23 protein-coding genes and 1 pseudogene are annotated in these 26,627 nt (G+C 39.4%); 9 read left to right on the top strand and 15 right to left on the bottom strand.

Features of this window, described 5'->3' with window-relative positions; all coding sequences use genetic code 11:
- Position 1: 1 nt before the first annotated feature.
- Positions 2–559, top strand: coding sequence for a 16S rRNA (guanine(966)-N(2))-methyltransferase RsmD (gene rsmD, locus FTV52_RS02395; protein WP_004970724.1), 558 nt, complete (start codon positions 2–4; stop codon positions 557–559).
- Positions 560–664: 105 nt separating this feature from the next.
- Positions 665–787 carry a type B 50S ribosomal protein L36 gene (gene ykgO, locus FTV52_RS02390; RefSeq protein ID WP_026438469.1) on the top strand — a complete coding sequence of 41 codons (123 nt, stop codon included), beginning with the start codon at positions 665–667 and terminating at the stop codon, positions 785–787.
- Between the two features lie 47 nt (positions 788–834).
- Here the strand turns inward: ykgO and FTV52_RS02385 are convergent, their stop codons facing one another.
- Complete coding sequence (locus FTV52_RS02385; RefSeq protein WP_004970727.1) at positions 835–1,461, bottom strand: 1-acyl-sn-glycerol-3-phosphate acyltransferase; 627 nt, start codon at positions 1,459–1,461, stop codon at positions 835–837.
- A 356-nt stretch (positions 1,462–1,817) separates the two neighbouring features.
- Here FTV52_RS02385 and FTV52_RS02380 point away from each other — a divergent pair, with 356 nt between their 5' ends.
- Entirely contained in the window at positions 1,818–2,648 is an 831-nt protein-coding gene (locus tag FTV52_RS02380; RefSeq protein ID WP_179989709.1) for a copper resistance protein NlpE N-terminal domain-containing protein, read from the top strand.
- A 127-nt stretch (positions 2,649–2,775) separates the two neighbouring features.
- Here the strand turns inward: FTV52_RS02380 and FTV52_RS02375 are convergent, their stop codons facing one another.
- Positions 2,776–4,377: an isocitrate lyase gene (locus tag FTV52_RS02375; protein ID WP_004977281.1), complete on the bottom strand. Its 1,602-nt coding sequence runs from the start codon at positions 4,375–4,377 to the stop codon at positions 2,776–2,778.
- A 645-nt stretch (positions 4,378–5,022) separates the two neighbouring features.
- On the opposite strand from FTV52_RS02375, the gene FTV52_RS02370 reads away from it, so the two are divergent.
- Together FTV52_RS02370 and FTV52_RS02365 are read left to right on the top strand one after the other, a co-directional pair.
- Positions 5,023–6,012 (top strand): LysR family transcriptional regulator, encoded by a 990-nt coding sequence (locus tag FTV52_RS02370; protein ID WP_004977282.1) that lies wholly within the window; start codon positions 5,023–5,025, stop codon positions 6,010–6,012.
- A 137-nt stretch (positions 6,013–6,149) separates the two neighbouring features.
- Positions 6,150–7,478, top strand: a complete 1,329-nt coding sequence (locus tag FTV52_RS02365; RefSeq protein ID WP_104852324.1) for a hemolysin family protein — start codon at positions 6,150–6,152, stop codon at positions 7,476–7,478.
- A 132-nt stretch (positions 7,479–7,610) separates the two neighbouring features.
- Here FTV52_RS02365 and FTV52_RS02360 read toward each other — a convergent pair whose 3' ends face one another.
- From FTV52_RS02360 to FTV52_RS02350, 3 genes are all read right to left on the bottom strand, one after another.
- Positions 7,611–8,117 (bottom strand): hypothetical protein, encoded by a 507-nt coding sequence (locus FTV52_RS02360; RefSeq protein WP_004977287.1) that lies wholly within the window; start codon positions 8,115–8,117, stop codon positions 7,611–7,613.
- Between the two features lie 313 nt (positions 8,118–8,430).
- On the bottom strand, positions 8,431–8,610 hold the full coding sequence (locus tag FTV52_RS02355) for a hypothetical protein (protein ID WP_096901477.1): 180 nt from the start codon (positions 8,608–8,610) through the stop codon (positions 8,431–8,433).
- A gap of 302 nt (positions 8,611–8,912) precedes the next feature.
- Positions 8,913–9,905, bottom strand: a complete 993-nt coding sequence (locus tag FTV52_RS02350; RefSeq protein WP_104852325.1) for an NAD(P)H-quinone oxidoreductase — start codon at positions 9,903–9,905, stop codon at positions 8,913–8,915.
- Positions 9,906–10,057: 152 nt separating this feature from the next.
- On the opposite strand from FTV52_RS02350, the gene FTV52_RS02345 reads away from it, so the two are divergent.
- Entirely contained in the window at positions 10,058–10,378 is a 321-nt protein-coding gene (locus FTV52_RS02345) for a co-chaperone YbbN (RefSeq protein ID WP_154320472.1), read from the top strand.
- A gap of 24 nt (positions 10,379–10,402) precedes the next feature.
- On the opposite strand, the gene FTV52_RS02340 is transcribed toward FTV52_RS02345, so the two are convergent.
- From FTV52_RS02340 to FTV52_RS02325, 4 genes are all read right to left on the bottom strand, one after another.
- A complete protein-coding gene (locus FTV52_RS02340; protein WP_373683410.1) occupies positions 10,403–12,244 on the bottom strand; it encodes a diguanylate cyclase domain-containing protein in 1,842 nt (613 codons plus the stop codon).
- 161 nt (positions 12,245–12,405) lie between these two features.
- The gene (locus FTV52_RS02335; protein ID WP_004977304.1) at positions 12,406–12,747 is read right to left on the bottom strand and encodes an FKBP-type peptidyl-prolyl cis-trans isomerase; all 342 of its coding nucleotides are present in this window, start codon (positions 12,745–12,747) and stop codon (positions 12,406–12,408) included.
- Between the two features lie 58 nt (positions 12,748–12,805).
- On the bottom strand, positions 12,806–13,336 hold the full coding sequence (locus tag FTV52_RS02330; RefSeq protein WP_179989704.1) for a YaeQ family protein: 531 nt from the start codon (positions 13,334–13,336) through the stop codon (positions 12,806–12,808).
- A 92-nt stretch (positions 13,337–13,428) separates the two neighbouring features.
- Positions 13,429–14,451: a GTP-binding protein gene (locus FTV52_RS02325; protein WP_096901474.1), complete on the bottom strand. Its 1,023-nt coding sequence runs from the start codon at positions 14,449–14,451 to the stop codon at positions 13,429–13,431.
- A 521-nt stretch (positions 14,452–14,972) separates the two neighbouring features.
- Here FTV52_RS02325 and FTV52_RS14680 point away from each other — a divergent pair.
- Positions 14,973–15,185: pseudogene (locus FTV52_RS14680) on the top strand (hypothetical protein).
- Between the two features lie 184 nt (positions 15,186–15,369).
- On the opposite strand, the gene FTV52_RS02315 reads toward FTV52_RS14680, so the two are convergent.
- The 3 genes from FTV52_RS02315 to FTV52_RS02305 all read right to left on the bottom strand — a co-directional run bounded on the left by FTV52_RS02315 (position 15,370) and on the right by FTV52_RS02305 (position 17,749).
- On the bottom strand, positions 15,370–15,891 hold the full coding sequence (locus FTV52_RS02315; protein WP_004977311.1) for an acyl-CoA thioesterase: 522 nt from the start codon (positions 15,889–15,891) through the stop codon (positions 15,370–15,372).
- A 356-nt stretch (positions 15,892–16,247) separates the two neighbouring features.
- Positions 16,248–16,418 carry a hypothetical protein gene (locus FTV52_RS02310; RefSeq protein ID WP_165492551.1) on the bottom strand — a complete coding sequence of 57 codons (171 nt, stop codon included), beginning with the start codon at positions 16,416–16,418 and terminating at the stop codon, positions 16,248–16,250.
- 356 nt (positions 16,419–16,774) lie between these two features.
- Positions 16,775–17,749 carry a patatin-like phospholipase family protein gene (locus FTV52_RS02305; protein WP_162164697.1) on the bottom strand — a complete coding sequence of 325 codons (975 nt, stop codon included), beginning with the start codon at positions 17,747–17,749 and terminating at the stop codon, positions 16,775–16,777.
- Between the two features lie 270 nt (positions 17,750–18,019).
- On the opposite strand from FTV52_RS02305, the gene chrA reads away from it, so the two are divergent.
- Positions 18,020–19,246, top strand: a complete 1,227-nt coding sequence (gene chrA / locus FTV52_RS02300; RefSeq protein WP_179989700.1) for a chromate efflux transporter — start codon at positions 18,020–18,022, stop codon at positions 19,244–19,246.
- Positions 19,247–19,336: 90 nt separating this feature from the next.
- Here the strand turns inward: chrA and gltS are convergent, their stop codons facing one another.
- From gltS to FTV52_RS02285, 3 genes are all read right to left on the bottom strand, one after another.
- On the bottom strand, positions 19,337–20,578 hold the full coding sequence (gene gltS / locus FTV52_RS02295; RefSeq protein WP_026438165.1) for a sodium/glutamate symporter: 1,242 nt from the start codon (positions 20,576–20,578) through the stop codon (positions 19,337–19,339).
- A 615-nt stretch (positions 20,579–21,193) separates the two neighbouring features.
- Positions 21,194–22,495 (bottom strand): DcaP family trimeric outer membrane transporter, encoded by a 1,302-nt coding sequence (locus tag FTV52_RS02290; RefSeq protein WP_179989698.1) that lies wholly within the window; start codon positions 22,493–22,495, stop codon positions 21,194–21,196.
- A 399-nt stretch (positions 22,496–22,894) separates the two neighbouring features.
- A complete protein-coding gene (locus FTV52_RS02285) occupies positions 22,895–24,079 on the bottom strand; it encodes a multidrug effflux MFS transporter (RefSeq protein WP_179989717.1) in 1,185 nt (394 codons plus the stop codon).
- A gap of 251 nt (positions 24,080–24,330) precedes the next feature.
- Between FTV52_RS02285 and yccS the strand changes: the two genes are divergently transcribed.
- Positions 24,331–26,505: a YccS family putative transporter gene (yccS, locus tag FTV52_RS02280; protein ID WP_131261543.1), complete on the top strand. Its 2,175-nt coding sequence runs from the start codon at positions 24,331–24,333 to the stop codon at positions 26,503–26,505.
- Positions 26,506–26,627 lie beyond the last annotated feature (122 nt).

Genomic DNA, 26,627 nt, shown 5'->3' with positions numbered 1-26,627 from the left:
CATGAAAAATCAACTACGCATTATTGGTGGAGAATGGAAACGTCGTCAGTTGGCTTTTGCTTCAATTGAGGGATTACGCCCTACGCCCGACCGAGTGCGCGAAACCTTATTCAACTGGTTAATGTGGGATGTGCAAAACGCCAAAGTGTTAGACCTCTGTTCAGGTTCGGGCGCTTTAGCTTTTGAAGCCCTGTCTCGCGGTGCGGCACACGTGGTCATGATTGAGCCAAACCGTACACAAGCACAGTTTTTACAGCAAAATTTAGAATTATTACGCGTCAATAAAAGCAAAGCACAATTAAAAGTTTCTACCGCACAACATGCTTTGGCGACACTAAAAGATCAGTTTGATTTGGTATTTTTAGACCCGCCTTATAGTTTAGATTTATGGGAAGAATTGGCAGGGTTGGCTGATCCACTCATTGCGGCACAAGGTCTGATTTATGTTGAAGCAGATCGTGATTTAAACCTGTTAAAATTACCGCAGACTTGGCAAAAAGTTAAAGAGAGCAAAGCGGGAACTGTACGTGCGGGCTTATACCAAAAGATTGTTGTTTAAATTTTCTCCTTAAAAGATACGCGGTAATTTTATGACTATCGACACTTTTCAAGAGTCATCTATTAATGTAATATTATAACACTACATATTGTAGTGTTTATCTTCATGAAAGTTCGTTCATCTTTAAAAAGTGCAAAATCGCGTGCCGATTGTCAAATTGTGAAACGTCGTGGCAAATTATTTGTGATTTGCAAATCCAATCCACGTTTTAAAGCAAGACAGGGATAATCCCCTGTCTTTTAGTTTTGATAGATTATTACACTGAAATAGTGTGCTTATTCTGAATAGTAACGTGTATCGACACTAAAACTTTCAGGAAATTTTGCTTGAACCTGCGCATAAAATGCCATGATTTCAGCCATATCTTTTTCAAAATCACCGGTTGGATGCACAATTTTTCCCACACCCGTTTTCTTTTTTGCGTAATCCATATACGCCAAAGCAATTGGCACACCTGCATTTAGCGCAACATGATAAAAACCTGTTTTCCATTGTTCTTGACGCGCACGTGTGGCTTCAGGCGTCACTAACATCACCAATTTAGGATGGGTTTTAAATAAGTCCGTCATGAGCTGAACCATACTTGGTCTTGCTTCGCCTCGTGCTTTCGGACGACGGTCAATACCAATACCACCCATTGCACGAACAAATGGCCCAAACGGCAATTTCATATAGCTGTCTTTAATGGTCAGGCGAACATTAACGCCCAAAGCTTTAAGCCCTAAACGTGCATATAACGCATCCCAATTACTGGTATGCGGTGCTGCAATCATCACATATTGGTCTAACTCCAACGGACAATGATTGTCGATTTCCCAACCCATTAAATTTAAGCTTCGCTCAGCTAACTTTTCAAACACAACCGCATACCCCAAATAAAGTGTGCGAATTTTAGCAAGCATCAACAAATACAAAAGTCTAAAACGACGAATAAATAAACAAATACTTTATAAATGTATAAAAATTTCCTGCACTCATCTTATTTTTGTCATTCCATGCAAAATCATACTGTTTTTGCGCTTATTCATTGCTAGATTCAAGCAAGTTTAAAATGGTAAATATATAAATTTACGCACAGTTTGCTGAGTTTTTTACGGTCTAATCCGATGTAATCCTTGAAGTGAAACTTAAAACTTTAAAACATCGGGCTTGTTATGATTTGCTACAAATCTTCATTAAAAATAAGGCAAATTGGCTTTTCAGATACAAGGTGAAAGTTTAAGGTGGCAGCAAGACAAGTTTGAAGTTTAGAACATTTATGCTGAATCGTTATCCGATTGCACTCAGTACACTTAGCTTATTTTTAGTAGCTTGCGGATCAACTGATCCAAGCAGGGAATATCAATCCGCTTTGCCTTCTGAGCCACAAATTACGCCCAAAACTGAAGTTCAAAATTCAGCAACTTCATGGACAGGACAAGCTACAGGTAACTTTAGAGCCTTATTGCCTTGTGACAACTGTGAACAGCATGTGATTCATTTACGCCTGAATGATGATCAAACCTTTCAACTCAGCGACATTAAACGCTCGAAACAGCGCCAGCGCGAAAACCAAGTGGCGGGAACGATTCAAGCTGCTCAGGGCAACAATCAGCAAGACAAACAGAACCAACACCCATCGCAAAACACGGCAAATGAATGGTTGCTCAATATAGAAAATGGGCAAGCCTATGCACGTATTCAACTCACAGCGCACGGTCTTAAATTCAGTTTATACAATCAGAAAAAGACACAAAATCAGCAGAAAAATGAAACTCAGGTTTTCTTACATCCTGTAGAAAATATGCAAGTCAGTAATGCCCTGAAGCATGTCGATATTCAGGCTGAACACGTACAAAATGTTGAGGTCAAAGAATTAAACGACCCTGTGATGGCACACGATTATTTTCTGGCAATTCACAATCAATCTGATCAAGCATTACAATTACATGCCAATGACTTGGTTTTGGTCGATCAGCAATATCAAGAATATGCAGCCGTAGTCGATCCGCATTTTTTAGAACCAATTCCTGCACAACAAAAACAATGGATTAAGGTGTCTTTCCATTACCCTGCTTCTGTAGAGGCAGATGTGATCAAAATTAAATAGGTTACAGCTGCTGCATTTCATAAATGAAGGAACATCAATTTAAGGATGTTTCAAAGTTCTTTGACTATTTTAAATAGCCATAAAAAAACCCTGCATCAGCAGGGTTTTCTTTTAAACCATCAAGCGATTACGCGTTGAATTGGTTCATTGTGTTTTTAGCTTCGTCCGCTGCTTTAAGCGCGTTGTCACCAGAGAAAATTTCTTTGTGATCGTCACCGATGTCAGAACCAGCCATTGCTTGGTGTTTAACACAAGCGATACCACCGCGGATTTCTTTACGTTGTACGCCAGCAACATAAGCCAACATACCTTCAGAACCGAAGTAACCTTGAGCAAGCTCGTGAGTAGAAAGAGCAGCTGTGTGGTAAGTAGGCAGAGTGATCAAGTGGTGGAACACGCCTGCTTCACGAGAAGCGTCTGCTTGGAATGTACGTACTTTTTCGTCAGCTTCAGCAGCCAATTCAGAATCGTCGTACTCAGCGCTCATTAATTTAGCGCGGTCGTATGCAGATACGTCTTTACCTTCAGCAACCCAACGGTCGTACGCTTGTTGACGGAAGTTCAGTGTCCAGTTGAATGATGGAGAGTTGTTGTAAACAAGTTTCGCATTTGGCACAACTTCACGTACACGGTTAACCATGTGAGCGATTTCTTCTACGTTTGGAGTCGCAGTTTCGATCCAAAGAAGGTCAGCACCGTTTTGTAAGCTAGTTACACAGTCAAGTACAACGCGGTCAATTTGAGTGCCTTCACGGAACTGGTACAAGCCAGAAGCTAAACGCTTAGGACGGTGTAATTTACCATCACGCTTGATTAGGATTTCGTCTTCTTTCGCTTCAGAGATGTCAATTTCTTGAGTGTCTAAGTAGCTGATGTATTGAGAAGCGATGTCGCCTGGCTCTTTAACTACTGGGATTTTTTGAGTTAAGTCAGCGCCTTCAGAGTCAGTACGTGCAACGATGATACCGTCGTCAAGACCCATTTCTAAGAACGCATAACGTAACGCGTGGATTTTAGCGATGAAGTCTTCGTGTGGAACAGTTACTTTACCAGCTTGGTGACCACATTGTTTCGCGTCAGAAACTTGGTTTTCGATTTGAAGTGCACATGCACCCGCTTCGATCATTTTCTTAGCTAATAAGTAAGTTGCTTCTTCGTTACCGAAACCAGCGTCGATGTCCGCAATGATTGGCACAACGTGAGTTTCAAAGTTGTCGATTTGAGCAGTGATTTCAGCAGCTTTAGCAGTATCACCAGCGTCTTGTGCTTTTTTAAGTGCGCGGAACAAATCGTTTAATTCTTTCGCGTCAGCTTGACGTAAGAATGTGTAGATTTCTTCGATCAATGCAGGAACAGAAGTTTTTTCGTGCATAGATTGGTCAGGAAGTGGACCGAATTCTGAACGAAGTGCAGCAACCATCCAACCAGAAAGGTAGATATAACGGCGTTCAGTAGTACCGAAGTATTTTTTGTTCGCAATCATTTTTTGTTGCGCAACAAAACCGTGCCAGCAACCTAAAGATTGAGTGTATTTGCTTGAATCAGCATCATAAGCAGCCATATCACGACGCATAATCGCAGCTGTATATTTAGCAATATCTAAACCAGTTTTGAAACGGTTTTGCATTTGCATACGCGCAGCATCTTCAGGACTGATGTCTGCCCAAGTGTTGCCGAATTTTGCTTTTAATTCGCGGATTGCATCAATCGCTGTTTGGTATGTAGTCATGATATTGTACCCTGTAATATTATTTAGGATTTATCAATCGAAGGCTAAATCGCGCTTATGCTTGATTGCTCAGATTTAGAGCACTTCGTTACGATGAATACAGAGTAGAGTGACTGAATGAATTAATCCAATATTCTCGTGTAATTCTCGGTATTTTTTAAAAAAATGTATAGATCAAAGTCTTAATTCACAAAAACAATAAAAACACAACATATTGATTTTAAAAACCTTATTTAGAAAATTAATCAAATATCTTTGCTTACAAATTCATCTCTGTGCCGATATTTTCTGCATTAGACTTAAGTCTTGCATTTCATAAAAAATGCTTGCATTGGCGATTTCTGCCATTTTTTAGCAAAATTTTGCTGCTTTTCAGCGCAATGTAAGTGCATAAGTTTCATACAAAATAGAATCTGCTATCAGTTCTGCCAATGCTTTTAAGTGTTTTTGCATTTAAGATTAAAAAGTATAGATGCAGTACTAGGCAACCTACATTTCTTTAGGAAATAATGATGGGGCTGGCTGTTTTTATTCAGATTTTTTGCTGTTTATCTCGTCGATTTTTTCATCATAATTTATACACAAGCCTTACGGCTTATGGCATAATTCCAATAATTTAGTGATTTTATTTTCGGTATTTATTTTATGAATCTGGAGCGGGTTGATCTTAATCTATTAATTTATCTTGACGTCTTACTTCGTGAAAAAAATGTAACCCGTGCTGCAGAACAATTGGGCGTTACCCAACCTGCGATGAGTAACATTTTACGTCGTTTGCGCAATTTATTTAATGATCCCCTGCTGATTCGTTCTTCTGAAGGCATGACGCCAACTGAACGTGCCTTAGAATTACAACCGCGTATCCGCGATGCCTTATCTGACCTTTCTATGATTTTGGAGCCGCGTACTGAGTTCCGCCCTTATACTTCAAATCGTGTATTTCGGATTATGACCTCCGATTACGCAGAAGCCACATTAGTCCCACGCTTGGTTAAAGCTTTACGCTCTGAAGCACCTAATGTGGTATTAGACTTTTTAACCCCGAGTGATGTGTCTTATCGCGACATGGAACAAGGTAAAGTCGATTTGGCGATTAACCGTTTTAATGAAATTCCACAAAGTTTCCATCAGGTTTTAGTTTGGCGTGATAGTTTTTCTTGCCTGCTCAATCACAAACACCCTGCTGCCAATAACCTGAATTTAAAAAGCTACTTAGATGCACAACATATTTGGGTTTCTAAAACAGGTATGGGCGTTGGTTTTGGTGTGAATCCAGAGAAACAAGCGGGACTGGGTTGGATTGATCAAGCTTTAGAGCGTATTGGACAAAAACGTAAAATTTCGGTGTTTACCCGTCATTATCAAATGCCTGCACTACTCGCGTCTAATGTAGATTTAGTCGCAACCTTACCTACACGTATTGCGCGCTTACAAGCCAAAAGCCAAAGTTTACTGATTAAAGACCCACCATTTTATATTCCAGAATTTGAATTAAAGATGGCATGGTGTCCGTTGTTACATCATCACCCTGCACACCGTTGGTTACGCCAATTGATTTTATATGTAGCGCGCCAAATGATTGAAGAAGAAAACCGTGAGTTTTTACTGAATAACTCTCAATTTTCAGCCTATTAATTAAAAATTCACTGAACTTATTGGCACAAACGCTTATACTCAGATGAGGAATATTTCGATATTCCTCATTGTTTAATCATGATTTAATAAAGATTCAAATTGTTATATTTAAAATAATATAATCCACAGGTGGATTCGTGAGCCTCTTCCAGAATATTGTTATTATCCTCATCCTCATTGTCGGAGCTGGTTTTTTATCGCTGACTGAAATTGCGTTGGCTGGTGCACGTAAAGTTAAACTGAAAATTTTAGCCGAATCAGGCGATGAACGTGCTCAAAAAGTTTTAGACCTACAAGAAAACTCAGCTGACTTTTTTGCTGCCTCCCAAATTGGCTTAAATGCAGTTGCCATTTTAGGTGGTATTTTAGGTGAAGGCGCATTCCGTCCTTATTTTTACAACTTAGTTGTGCGCTTCTATCAAGGACCATGGGCTGAAACGCTTAGTTTTGCCTTGTCATTTACCTTAGTGACTTCGCTGTTTATTTTATTTGCCGACCTAATGCCTAAGCGTTTGGCAATGATCGCCCCTGAAAAAATTGCGGTATCGGTGATTAATCCGATTCAAATTTTTATTCGGATATGCAAGCCTTTGGCATGGATGATTAATGCGATTGCCAACGTGCTGTTCCGTTTATTCAAAGTAAACACCACGCGCGAAGACAATATTACCTTTGATGATATTTCTGCAGTCATGGATGCAGGCGCTCAAGCAGGTGTTTTACAAAAGCAGGAACATCACTTTATCGAAAACGTGTTTGAACTCGAAGAACGTAACGTACCTTCGAGTATGACCACACGTGAAAATGTGGTGTTTTTTACCCTAAAGGAATCTGAAGCCAGTATTCGTCAAAAACTTGCAGAATATCCTTATTCCAAATTTTTGGTCTGTAGCGAAAATATTGATGATGTGATTGGTTATGTTGATGCCAAAGATATTTTGGTCAGAATCCTCAATAATCAATCTTTACTACAACTAAATGAAAGCACCATCCGTAATGTATTAACCATTCCAGATACACTCACGCTGTCTGAAGTCTTAGACCGTTTCCGCTCGACCAAAGAAAAATTTGCCGTAGTCATTAATGAATATGCGTTGGTTGTGGGCGTAATTACCCTGTCTGATATTATGATTACTGTGATGGGCGATTGGGTAACACCTATTGAAGAAGATCAGCAAATCATTAAACGTGATAACAATTCTTGGCTGATTGATGGCAGTACACCAATTGAAGACATTAAACACGCGCTGCAAATTGATGAAATGCCAGATGATGAAAATTATGAAACCATTGCAGGTTTTATGATGTATAAGCTACGTAAAATCCCGCGTCCTGCCGACTCTGTACTTTTTGATGGTTATAAATTTGAAGTGGTCGACGTCGATCATTTTAAAATTGACCAACTTTTAGTGACACGAATTGTAGAAACGCAGGAAATACAAAACAACACTGAAGCAGATGGATAGTGAGATTCCTTGTATTCGTTCAGCCTGATTGCATCTACATTTTCTCGCATTCACAAAAAAGCACCACATCAAAATGAAGTGGTGCTTTTTTAAATCTGAACTGATACTTCTGAAATTTAGCTGAGTATTTACTTAATACTTACTGATCAACTCATCCAATACTGCTTGATAATGAATCGCAATATCTTCAGCTAAAATTTTATAGACATTGTCGAATTGCACCATTGGCCAACCTTCTTTCCAGAAAGGGAAAATATTGTGCAAATCATGCGTTACCACAGCATCTTCACGCACAATCGCTTGTGCAACCTGAGCCAATACTTGTGCAGTTTCTGTGCCATCAATGGCTAAATAATCAATCCCACGTGCTTTTAAAATACGCACACGGTCTTTTTTATAACGAATTTTTTTCATTTGCGCTTCATTTAACTGCAAAGCCAAACTCACCGCTTCTACAAATTTGCTTTCAAATGATTGATTCAGTGCCACCAACGCTGCTTTATGCGCTTCCTGACGACCTGCTTTCCCACCATTACGGATAATTTCTTTTGCCTCTGTGTCTAGCTCATCACTTTTCATAGACTGCAAAATGTCGAGTATTTCGATATCACTTAATGATTCAGGAGATTGGTCAATCATGTACTGCCCTTGGACAAAAATAGCAAAACGCTATTTTCGCACAATTTAGCTAAAAGCTCGACACATTCCGAAGCAATTGTTCACACAAGGCAGTGCTGCACCTATTACAGTGCAGCAGTTTAAAATTGATCTTTCAGCTTTGATCATCCTTGTTTATTTTAAATTTCTTATTGTTCCCTTAGTTTTTCTCCTGAATTTTACCGTCTATTTAAAACCCGTTATTTCAAATGAATAATCCAATAAATAACAGGTTTAACTTTTCAACTCACTTGTACTTTTTAGTAAAAAATAATTAACAGGTTGCTCTTTACACTTAATACAAGTTTTCGCGTTTATCATGATCGAGGCGGTCAATATAGCGTTCTAAATGTAGCATCGCATGATACATTTTATTTAAGTTCCGAACATTGATTTGCTGACGAACAATATTTTTGTGTAACCGTTTTAATGCACGTAGACTGTGTTTTGGCGTATATGCAGATAAAATTTTCATAAGCCTGCTCTCTCTATCAAATTATTTTACATGAACCGTTTTGTTATCTTGAGAATGAATTCAATGAATATAAAGATAAGCTCTATTATTGACAGGGTGTGTCCTACACCTCCTTAATATTTGACTATTTGGAAAATTTTATTGTGTTGAATTGTAGTTTAAAGAAATATTTATGTAATTATGATTAAAATAATTACTAAAACTGATTCAAAAAAATCTTTTTAAAAATCCTCTATAAAGTACACATAAAAAACTGACACTCGGTCAGTTTTTTTATGTACGTTGATTTTAAATTTGAGTCTTTAAATCACTTCGACCACTACTTTGCCCACATGCTCGCCTGTATCCATTTCGGCATGCGCTTGCTGAATTTGATCAAACTGAAAGGTTTTATAAATCATAGGCAGACATTCACCTTTGGCTAACAATGGCCAAACTATCTCTTGCAAACCTTTGGTAATTTCAGCTTTTTCTGCAGTATTGCGGGCGCGCATGGTCGAACCCGTAATGGTAAGACGCTTCATCATAATTTGACCAAGTTTTACTTCTTTGGCTTTTGCACCACCTAAGAATGCGATATACACCAAGCGACCATCACGACGTAATAAGTTTAAATTACGTTCCAAATACGGCGCACCAACAATATCTAAAATGACATCGACCCCAGCATTGTCTGTCGCTTCGTTAATCACTTGTTCAAAATCTTGTGTCTTGTAATTAATTGCTGTGGTGAGATGTGAAATTGCTTGTACTTTTTCATCTGAACCTACGGTTGCAAAGGTTTTTAAACCTAAGGCATTGCACAGCATTAAAGCAGTTGTACCAATACCACTGGTTCCACCATGAATCAGCGCCGTTTCACCTGCTTTGGCTTTACCCATTTGGAATACATTGGCCCACACAGTAAAAAATGTTTCAGGTATCGCAGCGGCTTGTACAAAACTGACACCTGTTGGAATTGTCAAAGTCTGGCTTTCAGGCACAACACAATATTCTGCATAACCACCACCATTGGTTAAGCCACACACTGCATCACCAACTTTAAATTGGCTAACATCTGCACCCACAGCAACTACTTCACCTGCTACTTCTAAACCTGGCACTGGCGTCACGCCTTTAGGCATAGGATACAGACCCTGACGCTGTAAAATATCAGGACGATTCAAACCAAAAGCATGTACTTTGACCAAAACCTCATTGGCTTGTGGCTCAGGTATTGCAACCGTTTCATAGGCTAATTTTTCTGGGCCACCTGGTTCTGTAATAATAATCTGCTGCATTGTGTTTTGTGTCATGGCAAGTCCCTGATTGTTTGATGCTGATATGAATTCTGACTATTTGAACATAAAACAGCAAAGCATTAAAACCCAGATTAACTTAGGTATAATTCTCATGCCGTGGTGTTTCATGCGTGATTAAATTTTTATTTATGATTAAAGAGTATGTGATGTCAGAAATTGTGGAATACAACGAAAATAATTACCGTGAGTTTGAATATGAAACAGGCGTTGCGGTGATTCGTTTTTATGCGACGTGGTGTACGCCTTGTGTTCAAAATGCACCATTTTTTGAGCAGCTTGCCCAACTTTTTGATGCTTCGGTAAAGTTTGGCAAAGTGAATGTCGATCAATCTCCAATTTTAACTTTGCGCTATCAAGTCTTTGGTTTACCGACCACCCTAATTTTTAAAGATGGGCAAATTGTTGAACGACTATTGAGCAATGTTTCTATCGCACAACTCCAACAAAAAATTCAAAGTTATCTTTAACTCATGTAGAGTCGCTACAACATATTAAGTCTGAATGAGCACCTGATCTCGTCCTGCATGTTTGGCTCGATACAAATGTGCATCTGCGGCTTTCATAAAATCATCCACGTGCGTATATGCTTGTGCGCGGGTCATCCACGCTACACCAATACTTAAAGTCACATATTGTTTATAGTCTTCTCGTGCCACATGCTCAAAAGCTGCATCACGCACAGCCTGCAAGACCTTTTGCATGAGTGGTGCAATCGCAGGTTGCGGAATATCGTGCAGTAAAATGGCAAATTCTTCACCCCCATAACGTGCCACAAACGCATTTTTAGGCAAAGTATCTTGTAAAACTTTAACTAGGTTTTGCAGAATTTGATCGCCTTTTAAGTGCCCATAATGATCATTGTATTTTTTAAAATAATCGACATCGAGCATCGCAAAGACCAAAATATGTCGCTTATTTTGCAAGGTTTCAAAATACAAACGCTGAATTTCTTCATTTAATGCACGGCGATTATATGCCCCTGTTAATGCATCGGTTTTAATCTGTATTTCCAGTTTTTCATTCAAAAGACTGAGTTGTTCAGTGCGTTCCTGCACTTTTAAATCTAACGAGCTGTTTAAATGAATCAGTTTTTGGTTCAAGCGTTCAATGCGTAAGTTATGGTAGGCATAATTTCGTGCCTGCTGAAACATGATGAGCAATGCATAAACACTGGTCGAAATAAAAGATAAATGAATGGAATTGACCAAATTCAGCATTAATAAAAAATCATGAATAAATGTGCCACACAGAATAATTACTGCCCAAAAATTGATTCTAGAATAATGCTCTCCTGAATGCAGGGTTTGATAAAATCCATAAGCAAAATTTGCCAAAATCAGCACAAAGAAAAAAGAACTATAAAATGCCAACTGCTGAAAAATAGTGGGTTCTGCCCACAGCGTCACCCCAATATTAAAGCTCAATAACAGCATTGCCGCGCTATATACCCAACGATGCAAATAGCGCGAACTGAGCAAAAACATATAACTCAGGAAAAATAAAATCGCTAAAAAACTAAATAAATATTCGAGTCTTATTCCCCAAGACCAACTTAAATTCAGGAAAGTGGTATAGGCATAGGGTGCAGAAAATAAATTGTGTAATGCCAGAAAAACAATAAAAATGCCGAAAATAAAAATACGCTTGGTCTTTCCACCATTTGCAAGACTAAATGCCGAAAACATCAAGGTAAACAAACCAATACCAAGTACTGCCCCACAAATCATGGCAATACTCATCATCAAACGCTGATACTGTTGATTGATGGTGCGACTTAAACCAATTTTCATTGGATTTTTTAAACCACCTTGCAAGCTCTGAAAGCTAGACGCTTGAATGGTCAGGGTAAAATATTCACTTTCAGGAACAAAATATGCAATTCGTGGGGCATTTTCGGTTTGGTGACTACTCGCATCTGCACCGACTGTGCCAACACGCACCAGTGGATCGCCATTTAAAAATACCCGATAGGCGCCATATTGGTTGGGAATCCAAATCGCAATACGTCTGCCTAGAAATTCTTTTGGAATTTGAAAGTGCCCAATAAAAGTGCCGTAAGTATTGGCATTGCCCATTAAATCTTCAAATGAAGCAGGCAATTCAACGGTATTCGATGCCAGTACCGCACTGGGTTCTTGAATCAATTGTTGCGGATAAAACAACCATCGCCCAGTCAAAATACTCGATTGATCTTCAGTAAATTGAACAGAATTGAGCAGTTGTTGATGTAGATAGTAAGATTCAGGTGCAGACTCATACTGCGCCAACACACGCGGTGGTGTGAGTACACTGCACAGTAAAATTAAGAAGAGAAATGCACACTTGTGCCACATCCGAGTGAAATTCAAAAACGCAAACGTCCTATTATGCTTATTTTTTAATCTAATCGTTCTTGCACTAAATTTGAAGTAAAAAATTAAGTCATTCATGCTAGACCTTACTGGCATCGGATGAATGACTTAAATTCTAGCGGTTGGGCTAAATTGTGAGGTGTTTATTGATCGCGTGTTTTCACATCATACAATTCAATTTCAAAAATCAAATTAGAATTGGCAGGAATGATATTACCCATTTTGCGCTCACCATAAGCCAAATGTGCAGGCACAATCAGTTTGCGTTTACCGCCCACTTTCATGCCCATGATGCCTTGATCCCAGCCTTTAATGACACGACCTGTACCAATCACGGTTTCAAAATAGTTGCCACGGTCTAAGGATGAATCAAACTTGGTGCCATCTTCCAACCAGCCTGTGTAATGCGTAGTAATTAAAGCGCCTTTAACCGCTTCTTTACCTTCACCCACCACCAAATCAATAATTTCTAATTCCGCACTCATGTTCATCTCCAAATATTTACACTTCGATGTTTAAGATAATTTCCGACTCGGCTAAGTGTTATTGTAACTGTGTCCACTCAATCTGAGCCTGTGCCTGATCACCAATCAATGTCCATTCACCATCCATCACATTCAACTGCAATTGCATGGTACGCTCGCATAACGCTTGAATGGCTTCGGTACTTGCTGGCGATAGTTGCCACACTTCAACATTATTTAAAGTTTTGATTTTACTGTTACGTTTGTACCATTCATCTACCGATGAACCATAAGCAATAATCGCAACTTGCTTACAACGCGAACTGGCTTTTTTGACTTTGTCTTCATCTGGGCAACCGACTTCAATCCACTTAATTAACTGCCCTGTTAAGTCTTTTTCCCACAAAGCAGGCTCATCGGTTTCAAATAAATCTTTGGTAAATTCCAAAGCTTCATCTGCATAACGTGCGAATGCCAAAATACGCACCATCAATCGCTCAATAGTTTCAGAAGGATGCAATGCCATGGTGAGCTGATAGTCACCGTATTGATGCACATCCATATTGGCAATGTTCAAATCTGCCTTATAAATTGTCGCTTTCAGCGCCATTGTCTATTCCTAAAACTATGTTTAAATTTGCCACTAAGCATAATGGATTTTCTGTGATTTTGCTGTATCGTTTGCCCGATAACGTATAGATTTCAGTCTAGAACCGCAGCAGCATCGACCCGATACGCCAATAGTTCAGCCTCAAATTTTTCCCAATCACGCTCGCTTTGATAAATAATTTCCAACCGATTGTCTATGCCTTCATCGGTAGATTGATAATTAAATTGCTGCGGATTGAAGTTGAAACTTTTCCAACCCTGATTGGTATAAAAAATTCCTTTAATACGCAGCCAATCTTGCTGTTCACAGAGTAAATCTAATAAGGGATAAAAGTCGAATTGCCAACGTTTAGGCAATTTCCAACCTGCGACTGCATATCCTTGTGCAGTTTCGACATAGTGATATGGCAATTGTTTGATTTCTGCAGACTCTTGCAGATTTGTAGAGCTGACCTTCTGTTGCAATTTTAGCAACGGCTGAATTTTACGCTGTGTACCGACATACGGTATATCCATTTCGGTCAAAGCCAGATGACCCTGTTCTGCTTTCAACCATTTTTGCGCGTAGGCTTGATATTCCTGTTGTAGTTGTATGAGGGCTTGCTCATCTGCCGCCTGCATTTGGTCTGCATGTGACACCACAATAATTTGTGCAGCTTTGAGCTGATCGGCATACAGGTTTTGCTGCGTCCACGCCTGATCATGCAAACGCGAACCATCTACTACCGTCACCAAGGCGCGCATCGATAAATGCGTATGCCAATGTGGTTCGGTCAGTTGTTCCAAGAGTTGCGCAGGATGCCCCAAACCTGTCGGCTCGATGAATAAACGGTCAGGCTTCGCTTCGGACAATAAACGCGACAAAGCAATTTGCATAGGCAATTGGCTGCTACAACATAAGCAACCACCCAATAATTCTTTGACTTGATAACCCTGTTGCTGAGGTAAGAGTTGTTGATCGACCCCGATTTGTCCAAATTCATTCATCAGCACCGCCCAAACTTCATGTTCTGGTTTTTGGCTGAGTAACTGTTTCAATAAGGTGGTTTTTCCTGCACCGAGAAAACCAGAAATAATATGCGTCGGGACTGCTTTTTGTGGTGCAATTAATTTCAAAATAAGCTCACTTTATTGAATTTCAAACAACTCAAGCATGCTAAGCAAGTTTAGCGATTAGTTCAATCTGAATCTAAACACACTGAAATTTATTCATTTCAGCACATCTATCACCATCATGATTTGAAAAATTCGCTTACATTTCTTACGTGATGATCTGCAACTTATTTGGGGAAATACACGAGTTTTAGCCGCTTGATGTTATGTTTTATTGCCAACCACGCAATTTTATTGCGGAAAACACAGCCATTTTGATTGGATTTGACTGCATATTTAAAACAAAAATTACCAAACTACGACCTATTCATCATCATTGTGCGGTTCAAGTAACCGTCATTGTTTTGCTTTGTTGCAAGCATTGATCCCATAGCTTTGGCTCTTTAGCATGAGTTCCTGTTCAGCCCGTTCAAATCAGGTGATGACTGACTTGAACACTTTAGCCGCAATAAGTTTTTTTACTTAATGCTTGTGCTGAGCACTCCCTACTACTCATGAAAAACTTTAAATAAGGATGCCAAACCATGAAATTGACACAAATTTTACTCGCTTCAACTTTTGCTTTTGCCACTGCAACTACTTTTGCTGCAAAGGCTGAATCGACAGCAACAGAATAGGAAAAAGTGGTTGTTTCAACGCAGGAAACTGTGGCTGAACCAGCTTCAGAACAAGCTGCTGCACAACCTGCATCTGAAGCAAGCACTGAAACCCCTGCTGCATCGACGCAACAGCCTTAAAACTTAGATACATTTAAAAATGTAAATCGAATACAAAAACTGAGTTTTCCGCCACTCTCTCGGTTTACTCAGTTTTTGTTTATCTGCATAACTAATCAATATTGCCTTGGACAAAATTAAAAAATAGGCACAAAAAAACCTGTCTACAATTGCAAACAGGTTTTCAGCTAAATTTGATGAAAACTTAGTTTTGTTCAGTTTTCTTATAAATGCTGCAAGATGGATGATGATTTTCTTGCAAACGTGCAACTTTACGTTGCTCTGCTGCTTCAAAACGGCAACGCTTCCAGTCATTGTCTAATTTCAACGCAGGGATTTGTTTTGGTTTACCATTTTCATCGACTGCAACCATAGTGAAGTAACAGCTGTTGGTATGGCGCACTGTACGCTTTTGAATATTTTGTGCTTCTACACGAATCCCAATTTCCATTGAAGTACGACCCACATGGTTCACACTAGCAAGGAAAGTCACCAATTCACCCACATGAATCGGCTCTTTAAAGTTCACTTTATCAACCGAAAGGGTCACCACATAACTACCAGAATAGCGGCTCGCACATGCATACGCCACTTGGTCTAATAGTTTTAAAATTGTTCCACCATGTACATTCCCTGAGAAATTTGCCATGTCGGGTGTCATTAACACGGTCATGGTTAATTCTGACTGGTCATCTAACACTGGGGCAATTTGATCTAATGGTGACATCGCGTTCTCTAGACTCTTTTAAAGACAGTAAGATATGAGCGTATTATTATATCGCGTTTATAAAAGTTTGAATGTTCATTTCGGCAACAACTGCATCATTATTATTTATATTGTTTATGATAACATTTATTTAAAATTATAAGACTAACACTAAGACTCCCAAGCTGTTATTTTTTAATCCATTTCTAATTTTTTAGAATATTTGTTCAAATTGAATATTACGTGAATCCCCCTGATTCAAGTGTTCAAAAAACAATCTAAAATCTTTTATTCAATGGATTATTCAAGCAAATTTCGGCGAATTTACACAAAAAAAGTTCAATTTCCCCGTAAATTTTCAAACTTCGCTGCGACATTTAAGCCAAGCGCAGCATTTCCTGCGACACATTGCTATAAGTCAAAGTTTGTTCAGTACTCAGTGCAGCTTCAATCACATAAGAACCATCTGGATTAATCATCGTCACTGTAAAAATAACTTGCTCCATAGTAGCAAGTTTCACCTGCTGTCCAATTTCAAAGCCGTGCATGAAGTATCCCCTCGATTTTTTATAAAGTTTTAAAGTCCTGAAGCACAAAAGTTAGGCCGTCTTGGAAGCATGTTCAATTGGTAAACTGCTTAAAAAAACTAATTCAGTAAATGCTGCATAGAATAAATGGAAACAGTGCGAAAGAACACGCTAAAAAATTGATTTTAAGTCTAAATACCTCATCTCAGTATTTAGATATCTTTAGGGTATCTTTATTTTTAAACTATAATATCAAATACTTACAAAGAATAAATCTAAGCAATCTAACATTAAAGTTATTTTTATCAAGCACCTAATTAGACTTAAGTTAAATCTGTTGATTTCATTGAATTGACCTAAATGAAGGATCTGGACAGCTATTTAAACTGTCCATAAAGCCCAAAAGTATTACTCACTTTATAGTCTACAATTCTATGCCCATGCGCATAATGATGCTGTTGATAGACCTGATCAATTTTATTTAATTGCGCTGCGGTTGCTTCTGCACCTGCCAGCATAGTCGCTTCGCGCCCTTTTACATCAAAAATATGGGCTTTTTCACGTAAATCGGGTTGAATGACCACATCTGCCAGTTTCAATTCTTCATTGGCCAAATGCTTTTGCATAATATTAATATTTTGGTTAAACAATCCCCACACATTACTGGTTTCAGTATGAATAGGCTGCGCCAAAATATTCACGGCAATCACAATATCTGCCCCTAAATCGCGTGCAACCTTGACAGGTACAGGGCTCACTAAACCACCATCGACATATTCATGTTCTGCAATTTTAGTAGGTACAAACATACTTGGGATAGACACTGACGCACGCACTGCCTGCCCCGTATTGCCATAATTAAATACGACTTTTTTGCCTTCTTTTAATTCAGTCGCCACCACGTACATCGGGATTTTAAATTGCTCCAAACGGAGTTGATCGACTTGTGCATTGACATAATTTTCAACTTTTTTACCATCAAAAAAGCCTTTTAAATCTAAAGTCACATCCCGCACATCATTGGCTTTCATATTCATGGCAATTTCACGTAATTGCTGTGCATTTTTACCACTGGCATAAATTGAACCGACAATGCTGCCTGCGCTGCTGCCCACAATAAAATCAGGATGAATACCGTACTGCTCAAGTACTTCAATCACCCCAATATGTGCATAACCACGTGCGCCACCACTGCCCAAAACCAAGGCGACAACTGGACGTTTTTTTTGTTGTTTTAACTGACGAAAATCAATTTGATTCAGGCGCGACTCTGCTTCAACCACGGGCTGCGACTCACGCAAAGTTTGAGTCGAAAATTGCTGCTGCGATGGCACCACCTGACATCCCACCATCAGTAATGCTGTAAGAGATACATACCCAATTTTCATAATGACCTTCTTGAATCCATAGGTTTCAGTCGATATTTCACCATCAATCGTGTCAAGGTTGATCAGCCTACTTGATACAGCAACCCTCTTAACGTCAACAGTTATGCTCTCTGTTTTTACCTTGCATGAGCGCCCATAGTCTATCTATTATTTTAACCGATCCTTGTAGTAATTCGTTAAACTGTCACTTCTAGCTACTACAGTGGCGCACAATTTGAATCTATCTAACATAATATGCAACCACCTTCTTATTCCTTATTATTCTGGATTTTTCTGCAATTAGGTTGTCTGTCTTTTGGGGGGCCTGCAGCGCATTTGGTGTTTTTCCATCAGCGTTTTGTGCAACAACTCAAATGGCTAGATGAATCCCAGTATTCACAAATTGTCGCACTTGCACAACTCTTACCCGGCCCAACTAGTAGTCAGGTGGGTTTAGCGATTGGTTATTTGCAAAAAGGCTATTGGGGCGCAGTCCTAGCGTGGTTGGGTTTTACCATGCCTTCCGCATTGTTTATGGCTTTGGTTGCAGTTTTGGGACATCAATATTTAGATGTCCTGTCTTCAAATAGCTTTCACAGTATTCAACTGATCGTATTGGCCGTGGTAGCTTGGGCATTTTGGCAAATGTTGCGCAGTTTTTGTAAAACGGTTTGGCAATATGCCTTAATGTTTGCTTCTGCCCTATTTATTTATCTGGTGCCATTGAGCTTCAATCAAGTTTTGGTGATTCTGATTGCCGCTTGTTTTGGCATTTGGATGGCGAAACGCGCAGCACCGACTGCTGCACCAGCATCCACCAATACAACGGCGACAGATACTCATTTTACTGCGGCACATTTACTCAAACATCGTCGTTATGCTGTATTTTGGGCAGTACTTTTTGTTGCACCCTTTATTGTGCTGTCAGGTCTAAACTGGCTGCAACCTCAATTACTCTATGCAGCCAATTTAAGTTTCTATCAAGCCGCATCTTTGGTCTTTGGCGGAGGGCATGTCATTTTGCCTTTATTGCATCAAGATTTTGTTAGCACAGGCTTAGTCAGTGCAGAACAGTTCGATTTGGGTTATGCCATAGCGCAATTGGTGCCTGGTCCACTGTTCAGCTTTGCAACATATTTGGGCAGTTTGATTACAATGACAGAATCAATGCTGCTGAATGCGACTTTAGCCACGTCGGCGATTTTTCTGCCATCTTTCTTTTTGGTATTTTCGACTTTGCCTTATTGGTCTTGGTTGATGCAGCAAGCCTATATTCGTCATGCGGTTACAGGGATTAATGCAGCGGTAGTCGGATTGCTTCTGTATATGGTGCTCGAAATGGCACAGCGTTATATTTTGAGTATTGTTGATCTACTGTTTATTGTTTTGGTGATTGGATTATTAAAATCCAAACTACCTGTTTGGCTCAGTTTAATTGGTAGTTTTCTGGTCTATACAGCATTCTTGCATTTCATGGCTTAAATTAAAAATGCTATAGATCAAATAAAATGCCAGTTCAATTGAACTGACATTTTTTGTGGATGATTAAATCAATCCTTCATGCTTTGGAGCTTAGCCACCAAAGAATTTTAGAATAGATTGAATCACCGCAACGTTAATTAAATCGACAAAGAATGCACCACACAGCGGCACAATCAAGAACGCTTTATAAGATGGACCATACATATTGGTAATGGCCTGCATATTGGCGACTGCTGTTGGCGTTGCCCCCATCCCAAAACCACAGTGTCCTGCTGCCAACACGGCTGCATCGTAGTTTTTCCCCATAAGACGGAAGGTCACAAAAGCTGCATATAACGCCATTGTGAGTGCTTGCGCACCTAAAATCACCATCAACGGACCTGCCAAATCGGCCAATTGCCATAGTTTGAGTGACAACAACGCCATCGCCAAATATAACGATAAAGATGCATTCCCAAACACATCAATCGCACGGTCAAAAATATTAACTTTAAAAATACTTTCTAAGACATTACGCAGAACCACACCGCCCGCCAATGCCCAAACGAAAGTTGGTAATTCAAACATCGTGCCTTTGGCAGCGCCTGTCATAAATTCGGCAAATGCCAAACACGCTGCAAATAAACCTAAAGTAGTAATTGCATTATCTGCTGTAATTAAACGAACCTGATGCGGATATTCAAATGGAATAAACTCATTGGAATCTTGATCCGCAGGCGTATTATCGCGTTTTTCAATTTGTTCGTCGGTACGTGGTACAGCCAATTGATGACGATTGATTAAAGTTTTAGCCAGTGGACCACCAATTAAACCACCAATAATTAAACCAAAGGTCGCACTTGCCATGCCCAGTGCCAAAGCACCTTGAATACCATATTGGGTTTCTAAAATTTCACCCCACGCACCTGCTGTACCATGACCGCCAGTTAAAGTAATCGATCCTGCAATTAAACCAATTAGTGGATCAATACCTAACAATGTTGCAAGACTAATGCCGACAATGTTTTGCAACACAATAAATGTGGAAATTGCAATCAAGAAAATAATTAAACCGATTCCGCCCTGACGCAATTTTGTGAAGTTCGCGCTTAAACCAATCGAGGCGAAGAAAATAAGCATAAAGCTAGTTTGCAATGCGCTACTGGTGGTAATGCTATAACCCCAAAATTGATTCACCAACAATGAAACAATAGCGGCAACCAAACCACCTGCAACAGGTTCAGGAATATTATAGCGTTTTAAAAAATCAATTTTATTGACTAAAAGTCGCCCTAAGAGCAGGACGATGACCGCAGCAATCAGCGTATAAAACGCATTAAAAGTAAATTCCATGGCAATATCCATATAGTGATTGCAGGTTATTTTTAATATGATCAAGAACTGTCTATGCAAACCAAAGCATTTGCATCACTATGACTCTAAATCAACTAAAAAATGCCGCAATACAAAGTATGTAAACAGTATCGTATTTGACCGAAGTTTAAGAGGTATGCATTTCGCTCAACCAACCCATCCTTTGGTTTCACTCAAGCGTTATCATCTGCGTTTGCCTAGAACAGAAGAAAAGAAAGACAAAAGACAGCAATTTCACTTTCGGGGTGACTTCGAGTGCAAACAACTGAATCGGCTTAACACTGAGAGGTAATCTCATATAAGCTCCAAAATATCTGAGGTGGATAAATACCTTCCGATAAAGATATTCAACCACTTGATAAAAAACAGCAAGATTAAAGGTCGATCATTATGCATTTTTTTTGACAAAAAGCTGCTATTTTCTGCGTTTTTTTCTATAAATTTTAATGATTGTTTTCAGCTATAAGTGAAAGTTAAAGCATTTTATAAAAGTGAATAAAATTTAAGTTATTGAATTAATGTTATAAATTTAAAGCATAAAAAAACAGAGCCTAAAATTAAGCTCTGTTTTGAATTGTGCTCAAAAGTAGCGACTTAGAAGCTATAACGCGCCATAAAGCCCACACGGTCATCACTGAATTTTTGACCTTTGAAAGTTTCACGCTCACCGTTGATATATTCAATACCTAAATCGACTGGTTTTACAGGTGAATAGATAAAGTTAATCCACGCTTGTTGTACTTTCTCGTTAGCATCAACATTTAAACGTGCATAGTCTGTACCATCATCCGCAAATAAAGCACCGTACGCTAAAGTTGAACGTAGTTGAGGTGAGAACTGATAGGTTGCACCCACTTGCACACCAAATGCTTCATTCTGCTCAATATCACCATTATCTGCATTTACGTAAAATGCAGAGTTACTACCATATAAATAGTTACTGTTGCCCTTAACATAAGAGACATCCGCAGATACTTTTAAAGGTTCTGCAACTTGATAATTTGTACCTACAGCTGCGCCCCAACCAGTCTTATCATCACCAGATTCGGCTTTATAATGTTCAACCAATGCACGTGCAGAAGCTGAACCTTTGCCCTCTGCATAAGCTTGAGTCACTTTTGCAGTCAATACTGGTGCACGGTAAGTTACATCTGAACTAGAAACAACGTCTTCATCTTTAGTTTTGTCATATTTAAGGGTCTGAGCAGAGCTATTCCCCTCTTCAGCAGAAACAAATAATTGTGTTGCAGGGGCTAATTTGTAGTTGTAACGAACTTGCGGTACACGTGTTGTACCACCACCAATATTCGTTGCAAAGTCAATCATTTCTGGTGCATGATTTGACAAGAAGTTCGATGTAGTTTGACCGAATAACCAGTTGTTTAAAGTTAAATAAGCATGACGGATACGTAAGTTGTCAGAAGCGCCTGCAAAGTCAACCTCAACTTTACCACCTACTTTATTATCACCAACAGGTGTATTAAAGTCTAAACCTAAGCGGGTGACTTTTGCTGTAGCACGTAATTTGTCACTTGCTTCTTCTTTACTTGTATGTACTGAGTTAAAGTCATTATCCGCACCTTTAATAACATAGTTTGCATCACCACGTACAAAACCATAAATAGAAACATCTGCACCAGATTTAGACTTTAAACTGCTTAATGCACTTGCAGGTGCAGCAGGCTTCGCCTGTTGTACTTGGGCAATTTGAGTTTGCTGCTGTTGTTGTACTTGCTGTTGTTGCTGAATTAACGATTTTAACGCTTCAACTTCTTGACGAAGTTCTTGAATTTGTTGTTGCTCAGTTTTTGCTGCGTGTGCAGTACTTACCATTAAAGTTGTAACGGCAATAGCTAAACCTTTGATCATAAACTGACCGTTGAGTAATTGACTCATTTATCTCTCCAAAATAAAACAACGCTGCATCCGTGCATGATGATTTTGTTCGTCATCTATCGATTTCACATCGAATTATAAAAATGGCTTAAAAATCAAAACACTTTTGCCAAATAGTCCAAGACACCCAAATATTTAAAATATTACAATTTGTGTCATTTATTACAGGCTTCAATCTATCAAGTTATGACGTTTATTAAAATCAGTTTTCCCGAATAAGAAATCACAATTAATCATAATTACAGATTTAAACAATTAAACCATATAAAATTCAATACTTTAAATAGGTTGATTATTCAAGTATTTACACCACCATTAGACTATTGTATATATTTCGGTTCTGCCTAAAAGCCAGATTTTTACGAAAAAATCACCATTTGAAAAAGTATTGACCTCAACTCAGTCTGGTTGCGGTTGTAAAATATGAAAAACGGCGAACATTCCAGACCCAATAAATAGCAGCATTAATACAGCCATATTCAGCAAAGCACTACCTGTTAAAAAGTTGAGTAACACCCCACCAATCAAGCCACAAAAGAATTGCACACTGCCCATGACCGCACTGGCTGTTCCTGCACGTGCGCCCTGTTTTGCCATTGCCAGTGCCATAGCATTCGGGCCTGTAAAACCAATCCCAGACACAGCAAGAAATAAACCGACCATCACCAATGCCAAAGGTGCATGCCCCAAACTACCTGCAAGCAGTAGAATGACCGCACCACTCAGTTGAATCATGCTGCCTAATTTTAAGCGTTGCAGCACACCCAATTTGCCACTGATTTTTTTATTCAAAGCCGAAAACAACATAATACCAATCGCATTGGCACCAAACACATAAGCAAAAGCCGTTTCACTCAAGCCATATTGATCCATCATGACCGCACTTGAACCGCTGATATAACAAAATAATGCCCCACCTGTCAGACAGCCTGCCAACATTGGAAAACGAAAATCACGATCTTTTAAAATGGCAAAATATAAGGTCAGGACTTGCTGAAAGTTCAAATTTAAACGACGTTCTTTCGCCAAAGTTTCTTTAAAAAAGAAGTGCACACATAAACAGCAAATAATTCCAACGCAGGTCAGCACTACAAAAATAGCTTGCCAATTCATCCATCTAAGTACCCATGCCCCCAGCGTAGGTGCAATAATGGGCGCAATGGTCATCACAATCATCATACTCGAAAAAGCTTGAGCGGATGTTTGCAAATCCAAGCGATCACGAATAGCTGCTCGTGCAATTACCACACCCACACAGCCACCCAAAGCCTGCAAAATACGTGCAGCAATCAGTCCCCATTCATTTTGTGCAAACACACACAACATACTGGCGAGTGAAAATAGTGCCAAGCCAAAATATAAAGGCGGCTTACGTCCAATCCGATCACTCAGCGGCCCGTAAATCAGTTGACCCAATGCCAAACCTAAAAAGTAGGCAGGCAAACTGTTTGCGACCATTTGGGTCGATACGCCAAACTCGCTTGCCATAACGGGCAAGGCAGGCAAATACATATCAATCGATAAAGGCCCAAGCGAAGTCAATAACGCCAACAATAAAATCCACGCAGTCGAATATTGCCGCATGTTGGGTTGTTGCGCAGATGGTGGCGTACTGCTTGAACTTGGCAGCGTTTTCGATATGCTCATATTTTATGATGAAATGACAGATGTACAGACAAGCTTACACGCTCCATAGTATGATTTGTTGTGATCAAAGATGAATTTTCACATATTAGGTACTCTAAACATCTCATCTACAGTTACAATGTAAGCAAACCTTCATCTTGCAGCATAAATCTCTGTTTAGACAGAAAAGTTTACTTAAAGGAATGATGTTGAAACCTTGGCTGATAAAGCTCAAACAAGCGACCTATAACACCACATTTATGTATAACATCCGCATGCTCATTGCATTTGCGGGAACTGCTTTTGTTCCCTATTTTATGGGGATGCAGCTTGCTACTATTCCTTTAACTTTAGGTGTGCTTGCAGCAGGTTTGAGTGATATTGATGACCGTTTTTCGGTGCGTATTGTCAATCAGCTCTATACTTATATTGGTTTCTTTGTTACCGCCACATCAATTCAGTTTTTATTTCCGCATCCTATTTTATTTGCTACAGGCTTAATCCTGTCGTGTATTGTCTTAATTTTGCTCGGTTCGCTCGGACGACGTTATGCCACCATTTCTTATGGCTGTTTGGTAGTATCGGTCTATTCCATGCTTGGCGTCAACCTATTTGATGACTGGTACATGCAGCCGCTGCTTTTGGTTTCGGGCGCAATTTGGTACGGCTTAATTTCGACCATCAGCTTTTTACTGTTCCCTGTTCGTGCCTTACAAGACAAACTTTCACTCAGTTATTCTTCTTTGGGTGATTTTTTATTTGCCAAATCAAATCTATTTGATGTGGATATGACTGCACCGAGTTATCAACAAAGTATCATTGATTTATCACTTGAAAATGGCAAATTAATTGCGATTTTTAACGACTTAAAAACCGCTTTACTGACCCGTTTAAAAGGTGACCGCGGGCAAAAAGATACCCGACGTAGCTTACAGTATTACTTTGTCGCACAAGACATTCACGAACGTGCCGACTCTGCACATATTGATTATCAAAAACTGGCGAAAATATTTCAGCACAGCGATATTTTATTTCGCTTCCAACGCATTTTGTCGATTCAGGGCAAAGCCTGTAAAGATTTAAGCGAAAGCATTTTGCACCGTAAACCTTATGTGCATAACAAGCGTTTTAAACATGCTTTTGAAAATCTTAAACAGTCTTTAGAAAAACTGCGCAGTGAACAGCAATATGACCAAGTCTGGATTAATGCATTGTTTGCCCTATACCAAAACCTGAAATCTATTGATGCTCAATTGCGTAACCTTGAAACCGAACGCAATATTAAACTGGATAAATCAAAACATATTGAACAGCAACTGAAAGATGATGACTTAAAAAGTTGGGATGATATTGTCATTCGGATCAAGCAGCATTTAACCCCAGAATCGGTCTTGTTCCGCCACGCCATTCGTTTGTCGATTGTACTATTGATTGGCTATATTTTTGTGCAAGTCACCAATATTCAATATGGCTACTGGATTTTACTGACCGCCCTGTTTGTGATGCAGCCCAACTTTAACACCACCAAACGACGTTTACGTTTGCGTATTATTGGGACGTTGGCAGGGATTGTAGTCGGCTACACCATTTTATATTTTGTACCATCTGTAGAAGGACAATTACTGGTTTTAGTGATTAGTGGCATGTTGTTCTTTGAATTGCGTAGTAAACAATATGCACAAGCCACTGCTTTTATGACCATTTTGGCGCTGATGAACTTTAACCTAGAGGGTTTAGGCTATGCTGCAGCCGTACCACGTATGGTCGATACCTTAATTGGTTGTGCGCTAGCATGGTTTGGCGTGAGTTTTATCTTCCCCGATTGGAAATTCCGCCGTCTATCACGCACGATTCGCCGCTCACTCACCGCGCAATGTGGCTATTTGGCAGAAGTGATTGAACAATATAAAAATGGACGCAACAACGGTTTGAATTATCGTGTCGTGCGCCGTGCTGCTCATAATACCGATGCAGAAGTTGCTTCACTGATTTCAACACTCGCCACCGAACCTGATTTTGACCCCAATCAAAAAGCTCAAGCCTTTGAGTTCTTGTGTCTAAATCACACCTTTATTAGCTATATTGCTGCACTTGGTGCGCATCGTGACAAAATTGACGATCAGGAAGTCTTGCAACTGCTCGATCAAGCAATGGACGATATTCAAGGTGCTTTACTGAAAGATGAAACGCCAGATTTAAGTGCACACAACATGTTGCAAACCATTCGTCAGCGTTTAAGCCAAAACAAAGAAGAAGATCAAAAATCATTGATTATTTTGCAGCAATTATCTTTGATGATGAGTATCTTGCAGCAATTAAGTCGCTTAAAACAAAGTTTAAGCCACGAACATGATCAAGATGCAACTGAACTGGCGTCTTTATAAACAATCCTGCAAACGGTCAGTGCCTACTTATTCGCCCTAAGCTGCACAAGTATTCACCGACCTTAGCATGATTTTGCGACAATATACTCACTGCATGACAGCAATTAATGCTAAACTTTTTA

Origin of the sequence: Acinetobacter sp. YH1901141 (genome assembly GCF_013416935.1) — a bacterium.
GTDB lineage: Bacteria > Pseudomonadota > Gammaproteobacteria > Pseudomonadales > Moraxellaceae > Acinetobacter > Acinetobacter towneri.
Note: the sequence above shows the minus strand (reverse complement) of the source record. Positions and strands in the feature narration are given on the sequence as shown.

What these genes read in the sequence shown, in the direction of transcription:
- rsmD (WP_004970724.1), top strand. Translation starts at nt 2, where the DNA reads ATGAAAAATCAACTACGCATTATTGGTGGAGAATGGAAACGTCGTCAG.
- FTV52_RS02370 (WP_004977282.1), top strand. Translation starts at nt 5,023, where the DNA reads ATGAATCTGGAGCGGGTTGATCTTAATCTATTAATTTATCTTGACGTC.
- FTV52_RS02310 (WP_165492551.1), bottom strand. Translation starts at nt 16,418, where the DNA reads ATGCACGGCTTTGAAATTGGACAGCAGGTGAAACTTGCTACTATGGAG.
- FTV52_RS02350 (WP_104852325.1), bottom strand. Translation starts at nt 9,905, where the DNA reads ATGACACAAAACACAATGCAGCAGATTATTATTACAGAACCAGGTGGC.
- FTV52_RS02360 (WP_004977287.1), bottom strand. Translation starts at nt 8,117, where the DNA reads ATGATTGACCAATCTCCTGAATCATTAAGTGATATCGAAATACTCGAC.
- chrA (WP_179989700.1), top strand. Translation starts at nt 18,020, where the DNA reads ATGCAACCACCTTCTTATTCCTTATTATTCTGGATTTTTCTGCAATTA.
- gltS (WP_026438165.1), bottom strand. Translation starts at nt 20,578, where the DNA reads ATGGAATTTACTTTTAATGCGTTTTATACGCTGATTGCTGCGGTCATC.
- FTV52_RS02385 (WP_004970727.1), bottom strand. Translation starts at nt 1,461, where the DNA reads ATGCTTGCTAAAATTCGCACACTTTATTTGGGGTATGCGGTTGTGTTT.
- FTV52_RS02330 (WP_179989704.1), bottom strand. Translation starts at nt 13,336, where the DNA reads ATGGCGCTGAAAGCGACAATTTATAAGGCAGATTTGAACATTGCCAAT.
- FTV52_RS02335 (WP_004977304.1), bottom strand. Translation starts at nt 12,747, where the DNA reads ATGAGTGCGGAATTAGAAATTATTGATTTGGTGGTGGGTGAAGGTAAA.
- FTV52_RS02345 (WP_154320472.1), top strand. Translation starts at nt 10,058, where the DNA reads ATGTCAGAAATTGTGGAATACAACGAAAATAATTACCGTGAGTTTGAA.
- FTV52_RS02285 (WP_179989717.1), bottom strand. Translation starts at nt 24,079, where the DNA reads ATGCGGCAATATTCGACTGCGTGGATTTTATTGTTGGCGTTATTGACT.
- FTV52_RS02380 (WP_179989709.1), top strand. Translation starts at nt 1,818, where the DNA reads ATGCTGAATCGTTATCCGATTGCACTCAGTACACTTAGCTTATTTTTA.
- FTV52_RS02355 (WP_096901477.1), bottom strand. Translation starts at nt 8,610, where the DNA reads ATGAAAATTTTATCTGCATATACGCCAAAACACAGTCTACGTGCATTA.
- ykgO (WP_026438469.1), top strand. Translation starts at nt 665, where the DNA reads ATGAAAGTTCGTTCATCTTTAAAAAGTGCAAAATCGCGTGCCGATTGT.
- FTV52_RS02315 (WP_004977311.1), bottom strand. Translation starts at nt 15,891, where the DNA reads ATGTCACCATTAGATCAAATTGCCCCAGTGTTAGATGACCAGTCAGAA.
- FTV52_RS02290 (WP_179989698.1), bottom strand. Translation starts at nt 22,495, where the DNA reads ATGAGTCAATTACTCAACGGTCAGTTTATGATCAAAGGTTTAGCTATT.
- FTV52_RS02340 (WP_373683410.1), bottom strand. Translation starts at nt 12,244, where the DNA reads ATGTGGCACAAGTGTGCATTTCTCTTCTTAATTTTACTGTGCAGTGTA.
- FTV52_RS02375 (WP_004977281.1), bottom strand. Translation starts at nt 4,377, where the DNA reads ATGACTACATACCAAACAGCGATTGATGCAATCCGCGAATTAAAAGCA.
- FTV52_RS02305 (WP_162164697.1), bottom strand. Translation starts at nt 17,749, where the DNA reads ATGGTGGGATGTCAGGTGGTGCCATCGCAGCAGCAATTTTCGACTCAA.